This is a genomic window from Rhodoferax sp. RT4P68, assembly GCF_056521305.1.
The window spans coordinates 758,871-765,046 of sequence record NZ_JBWMBB010000001.1 but is presented as its reverse complement, the minus strand read 5'-3'; the positions used below and the strand labels follow the sequence as shown (position 1 = coordinate 765,046).

General features: G+C 60.0%; 6 protein-coding genes and 1 pseudogene. All 7 read right to left on the bottom strand.

Annotation, left to right across the window (positions count from 1 at the left end):
• Window positions 1–162: 162 nt before the first annotated feature.
• Window positions 163–669: a hypothetical protein gene (locus AC099J_RS03520; protein ID WP_479613807.1), complete on the bottom strand. Its 507-nt coding sequence runs from the start codon at window positions 667–669 to the stop codon at window positions 163–165.
• Between the two features lie 115 nt (window positions 670–784).
• Window positions 785–1,270, bottom strand: a complete 486-nt coding sequence (locus AC099J_RS03515; protein WP_479613806.1) for a YegJ family protein — start codon at window positions 1,268–1,270, stop codon at window positions 785–787.
• A 410-nt stretch (window positions 1,271–1,680) separates the two neighbouring features.
• Window positions 1,681–2,019 carry a hypothetical protein gene (locus AC099J_RS03510; RefSeq protein WP_479613805.1) on the bottom strand — a complete coding sequence of 113 codons (339 nt, stop codon included), beginning with the start codon at window positions 2,017–2,019 and terminating at the stop codon, window positions 1,681–1,683.
• A 54-nt stretch (window positions 2,020–2,073) separates the two neighbouring features.
• A complete protein-coding gene (locus AC099J_RS03505; RefSeq protein WP_479613804.1) occupies window positions 2,074–2,556 on the bottom strand; it encodes an SMI1/KNR4 family protein in 483 nt (160 codons plus the stop codon).
• A gap of 344 nt (window positions 2,557–2,900) precedes the next feature.
• A pseudogene (locus AC099J_RS03500) lies at window positions 2,901–3,626 on the bottom strand (IS91 family transposase); the annotation flags it as partial.
• 45 nt (window positions 3,627–3,671) lie between these two features.
• Complete coding sequence (locus AC099J_RS03495; protein ID WP_479613803.1) at window positions 3,672–5,459, bottom strand: sensor histidine kinase; 1,788 nt, start codon at window positions 5,457–5,459, stop codon at window positions 3,672–3,674.
• A 36-nt stretch (window positions 5,460–5,495) separates the two neighbouring features.
• Window positions 5,496–6,137 carry a response regulator gene (locus AC099J_RS03490; RefSeq protein WP_479613802.1) on the bottom strand — a complete coding sequence of 214 codons (642 nt, stop codon included), beginning with the start codon at window positions 6,135–6,137 and terminating at the stop codon, window positions 5,496–5,498.
• Window positions 6,138–6,176 lie beyond the last annotated feature (39 nt).

Genomic DNA, 6,176 nt, shown 5'->3' with positions numbered 1-6,176 from the left:
TACATCCAGTTCTACAATCAGCAGCGCCTGCATTCTTCGATCGGCTACCGCTCACCTGCGATGTTTGAGAAGAGTGTGTGTTGACGAGCCTGTGTCTACTTTTGAAAAACAAGTTCCGGTTCCGGTCCGATGGAAAGAAATGTTAGGCAGCATGAATACCCATCAATTGACAACGTATTTTCGATACTTCTGCAGTCCCTCGATTGCCAAGCCGACACGTGGCTTAGCGAGATCTTCAGACAACATCGAGTCAAGCAATTTATTGAAGTTTGCACATAGCCTCTGCCTGTCCGCGTCGGCCACGGCTTTGCTAAACCGTTGCGCAACCTCTTCGTCTATTATTTTCGTAAGCAGCAGCTGAAAATCGTCGTGGGATTTCCCCATGAGCTTTGCCGCACCAGGGGAATATTGAGCCAATGTCGAGTCCACGCGCGAGTTAATTTCTACATTGGCGCGCTGCCATGTCACGTAGGAACTCTGGCTGGTAGCTCCCGTCTCCGGAAACTCCTTTCCGCAAGTCATCATCAATGCGAAGGGAGCCTTGGACCAGTAATTTAATTGCCCAACATAAATCATCATTTCGCGAAACTCTTCTTTTGAAATGGTTTGCGCCATCGAAGGCGACACCATGCCCAACGCCAAAAAAAGAAAGGAAAAAGGTCTAAGCATGAGCAGTCTCATTGATGCTGTCTAACGTGCAGCTTGAGCCGACGCCGGAGCGCGCAGCGCGGAGGGAACCCAAAAGCGTAGCTTTTGGGCGGTCGGCTCGAAGCGTTTGTTAGGCTTAGCAATCGAATCCATGGTTTTTCCTGTAGTACTCAGCTTGCGCTGCCGGCATTTTCTTGAAAAGTGCACAGACAGTGAAGCTACCGACTTGGCGGCCATCTTTGGTGTAACCCCAGTCGGAGATTAGGGAGTCGTCAAAGCGCACCATTTGGCCAGCTTTCACGTTCCTTACCACCTTCGGATCATTTGCCAAAACGCCAGCGAATCCGTCGGGCAATACCTTGAAGGGCGTTACCCAAAAGTGTTCGGTCTTGGCACTGTCGACAACCATGACCTTGAGTTTGTATCCATCCGTGCCGGCAGGAGGGTTGGCGGCCAGCTTCAGGAAATCGACCAGAGTGGTTCGCGCATGTTTGATTGCAGCAACCATGTCTGGGTCGGTTGTACCAACAAACACAATTTCGCTTTCATCTCGCTGCTGTGGAGATGCAAAGGATGAAAAAGTTGCAAACAGGATAGCGATTACAGTCTTGTAAAAGTGCATATAGAGCCTAACGCAAAAGCTCAGCGGGCGGCGAAGCCGTCCGCTGGAGCGACCTGTTGGGCAGCAACGCCAGCACCAGCGCGACGAAGTAGTGCCGCGGCACGGTGACGAAGTCGCTGAGGAAATCTCTTGGCCGAACTGGCAGCGATCCGTTTCAGCTCGTCGATCGCCTGGTCGGTCATTGGGAAACCCAGTTCAGCCCATTTCACAGCCAACTCAACCCAATACTCACCTGGATACCTAAGACCCATGAGAAATGCCGCATGGAGTACAGCCGGATCGACTCCGGTCGCGTCAGTCCACGGCCGCTCCAAATGGATAAGGGTTGACGGTGAGTACATCACAAGCCCCTCTTGGCTGGCCAACGTAAAAATGAGCGGACGCCGAAGGCGGTCCGCTCCAATGGCAGGTTAAAGCTCATGCGCTTCCCTCAAGCAGGCAACCAGATCTGGCCGGGCCAAGAACTCCAACCCGAAAAGGTCGCCGTCGTGATCAATGTCGAGGTTGATGCCAAGATTACTGAAGAAAGCAATCGTTTCGGCAACCGGCGCTGCCAGAGTCGCGAAATGCAGGCTGGTACGACGACGCACGAAATACACGTATCCGACGTCGTCCTCTTCCGAGAAAGTGCACCGCTCGATTCGGGCGACGGAAACCTTCTCCGCAATCTCTGCACGACTCTCCGCCAGTAGTGCATCACGGACCTCGATGAAGACCGCAGGGCTGACTTGCGCGAACGCTTGTTCCATGACCTTTAACGTGCGAGCTCAGCGGGCGGCGAAGCCGTCCACTGCAGCGAAAGGTTAAACCTCATCTTGCGATGTCTCCGCAACGAGGCCTGCAAAGAATTGCCCGAATGAAGATGCAATCTGAACATCCTCCTCGCACTCAACATCAATCCACGCGACCGAAGGATCTTTACCGTTTCGATAGTCGAGCGTAATCCAGTAGTGCCCATCGCCAGAAAGAAGAACTTGCTTTGGTGGCAGCCCCCACTCCTTCGTCATTTCTGCCGTTCGGGCCATGTTCATTGGGGACGAGCAATTCGGGTCAATGATGATGCCCGAGAGGTCGCTCAGAGGAACATGGTCTTCGGCCCAAGTCGTCGGCTGTGACATCGGATGAATAAACCCCTTGGTGTATCCACCGTTCTGGATTCGAAGCAGCGCGATCAGCTCTTCAGGAAGGCGAAATCCCAGAGTGCGTTCGGCACGAGCGAGCGCGATGTCCGTCAGCGGCGGATGCTCGTAGTAGTTCGTTGACCAAAAGTCAGACGGGGTAATCATGAGGTTTAACGAAAAGCGTTTATCTGACGCCAATCCCAAGGCCGGCAAACACGAGCAACGTTCATAGCGTCAGATAAACCTCGTTGGACTGAACCGCGGGCTACAGGGCGCGTGGCCCGCGCGCCATAGGGGAATGCTTCGGCGCGAAGCCGCGCACGGCGCTGGCCATTATGGGCAAGACGGCTGCGCCCGGCATCCCCCATCTGGCGCATGGCGCACGCGGGGCCCGCAGGCGTTGCGGCCAGCGCACAGTGACCGCGTCGTACGGGTCCGGGCGTGCGCGCGGGCAACACCTGGCCCGCACCGCCGTGGCGGCGCATTGCCTCGCATCGACGCCGCGCTGCTCAAGGCGGTCCCCGGTTGTGCTGCCCCGGTGCGGCGGTGGGGCCGGGCAGCGACTTCGGCCCGGCCAGCGTCTGCACGCAGCGCAGCGTGCCCGTCTTGCAGCACGGGCACTGTTGCGCGTCGATGCGCGCCACGCGCTGCAGGAACTCCCGCGCCGACTCCATGGCCCGCGGGTTGGGCGTCGGCATCCGCAGGTCCGTGCGCGCCGCGTCCAGCTTCTTGCCCTTGCAGGCCGGCGCCAGCACACCGTAGTGGCGGATGCGCTTGATCCCCGTGGGCAGCACGTGCAGCAGCACGCGGCGCACGAACTCGGCGCCGCTCAGGTGGATCGTCTTCTTGCCGCCCTGGTCATCGGCCCGCACCGTGAAGACGACGGCGCTGTCGGTCACGGCGCGGATGCGTTCGTTGCCGATCGCCGTGCGGTGCGTGTAGCGGCTGAGGTATTCCAACGCCTGCGCCGGCCCGCCCAGCAGTGCCTTGGCGTAGACCACCCAGGCGTGGCGGTACAGCGCGCGCTGGCGCTCGCGCCAGGCCGCGTCCTGGCCTTGCGGGTCGTGCTCGATGCGCCCGCTGCGGTGCGCCTCGGTGAGCGCCTGCACGAACTTGCCCCGGTACATCTTGGACAGCGCCCGCACCGGGAACAGGAAGTCCGGCTGGCGGGTGGGCGCGTGCCAGTGCCCGCCCTGCAGCACGCCGCAGGCCATCACGGCATGCATGTGCCGGTGCAGCACAGCCGCCAGCCCAAGAGGCGGGCGCTCCCGTGTCGCCAATCAAACATCCTGCCGCGCGCGCCGAATTTCCGCATCACCCTGTGCTTTCACCACGAGCAAGAGGTCGTTCATCGTGACTGGCTTGAACAGCAGCGGCACGCCGGCAGCTTTGGCATCGCGTATGCGGTCGGGTGCCGTATCGCCTGTGATCAGTACCGCACGCAGTCCAGGCTGGCGCGCACGAACAGCATCTATGGCCGCCAGCCCGCTTTCGCTGCCGCGCAGCCGCAGGTCTGACAACACCAAGTCCAAGGGGTGCAAGGCCGCTATCTCGCCCGCCTGCACGACGCCATCGGCCAGATAGACTTGGCAATGCAAGCCCTGCAGAAGCATTCGCATGCTGTCCCGCACCATGGCTTCGTCGTCAACCACCAACACACTTACCTCGCGTGGACCCCGCAACTCCAAGCCGGGAGGCGGCACTGTCGGGTCAAGAGACCTTCGAGGCGCAGCGCCGGGCAGGCTCATGGTCACGCGCGTCCCACTTCCTGGTGCAGATTCGAGTACCAAGCCGATGCCCAGTAGCTTGCAGAGCCTTTGTACGATCGACAGCCCCAGCCCAAGGCCGTTGGCCCGGTCACGCTCCGCATTGCTTACCTGGTAGAACTCGCGAAATACCTTGCCTTGCTCCTCGACCGAAATGCCGATTCCACTGTCCCGCACGCACACATGTACCGCGCTGGCCCAACGCCAGACACGCAATTCCACAACGCCGCCGGTAGGCGTGTACTTGAGCGCGTTGTCCGTCAGGTTGGACAGTGCACGCATCAGTAGGGCCGCATCGGTCCGTACCCAGACCGCCTCATCGATGGTTAAGTCCAGTTTGAGTCCCTTTTGTTCTGCGAGAGGGGCGACGGCAGCATGGTGCGCGCGGACGAGTTCGTCCAGAGAGCAATCGGTCATCTCTGCCTGCACCACACCCGCGTCGAGTTTGGAGATGTCGAGCAACGTGTCCAGTTGCCGCGACAGAATCTGATTGACCGAGCTCAACAAGCGCACGATCTCCAGGGTCCTCGCATCCAGCGGTCGAAGACTCAGCGCAGCGACCAGCACATTCATACTGTGGATCGGTTGCCGTAGATCATGGCTGGCCGCCGCCAAAAACTGAGTCTTGGCACGGTTAGCCTCGTCTGCGGCAGCCAGTGCAATCTTGAGTTCGACGTTCGACTGCTGTTCGCCAAAGCGATAACTGCAGCCTTCCATGAACATCCAACTTGCCTCTCGGCCGATCGACGCCAGAAATCCGAGGTGCAACAGGAGCATGACGCCGAGACCGGCCAGTGACGCGTCTCCAGTGCTCCAGCTTTGCACGAGCCAGGCCAAGGCCAGTGGTAACAGTGTGGGCGCGGCGAACGCCATGAATAGACTGCGAAAGCCCGAAGTCGTAGTAAGCGACACGGTCGCGAGAGTCACCAGAACAACGGTCAGCATGCTGCGGCCCGCGTCTGAAAAGGCCCCAAACGACATCAAAGGGAGCGCCTGGAGGAAGCCGCTTGCGAACAGTAACGCAGCGATGCGCCTAGTACTGCTCGCACCCTCGGCGCTCCGGACCAAGCGCTCCGTGTTCCACACGCGCCACAGGCAAAACGCGTATACCAAAGCAAGCCACGCCCATGGCCAGGCGTTTCGGACCGCCTGCCACCAGACGTAGGCAACCACTCCCGAGATCAGCAACATGGCCCACTGCGAGTGCGACGACTGCTGGACGAACGCGTCAACGAGACGCTGCTGGGCCAGCGCCTCAATCTGCTGAATAGGGGTGCTAGAGGGCCACGCTGTGTGGGTCATCGGGATGCCCTGGCTGGCTCTGTTGGCCCGGGGCGCTCAATCGAAGCGCACGCCCTTGCGCGCCATCAGGTACACGGCCTCCGTGCGGTTAGACACGTCCAACTCACGGTAGATGGCGTTCAGATGCTGCTTGACCGTGCCGTCCGAGATGCCCAGACGGCGCGCGATCTCCTTGTTGGGCATGCCGCGCGCCACATGGTCGAGCACGTCGACGTGACGTGGCGTTAACCCTGGAAAAGCCTCATCTATGCGCTGCAGACTTCGGCCGACGGAGGGCGCTACTTCACGGAGCACGGCGCGCGGCAGATAGATGCCACCATGCGCGGTAATGGTCAGGGCATCGACCAACAAGGCGGGGGACGATTCCTTGGGGACGAAACCCACTGCGCCGCCATCGATGGCAGCGCGGATCGTGTCCGCCCCGCAATCTCCGGAAATGACGACGATTCGCGATAGCGGCAGTGTCGCCTTCAAGGCAGACAGCAGCATCAAGCCCCCGAGTCCCGCGCCCAAGTTCCAATCCAACAGCACCAGATCAAAAGCGTGTGCCCGAGCGCGCTGGAAAGCCTCCTTGCCGTCTTGGCAGCATTCCACTTCTTCGACCAGCGACGAACCTTGCAACAGCAGGCGCAGTCCTTCGGAAAACAGCGCATGGTCATCGACGATGAGTGCACGCATGAAGGACCCCTCTTTTCAGTTGCGCAACGGTCCGATAAC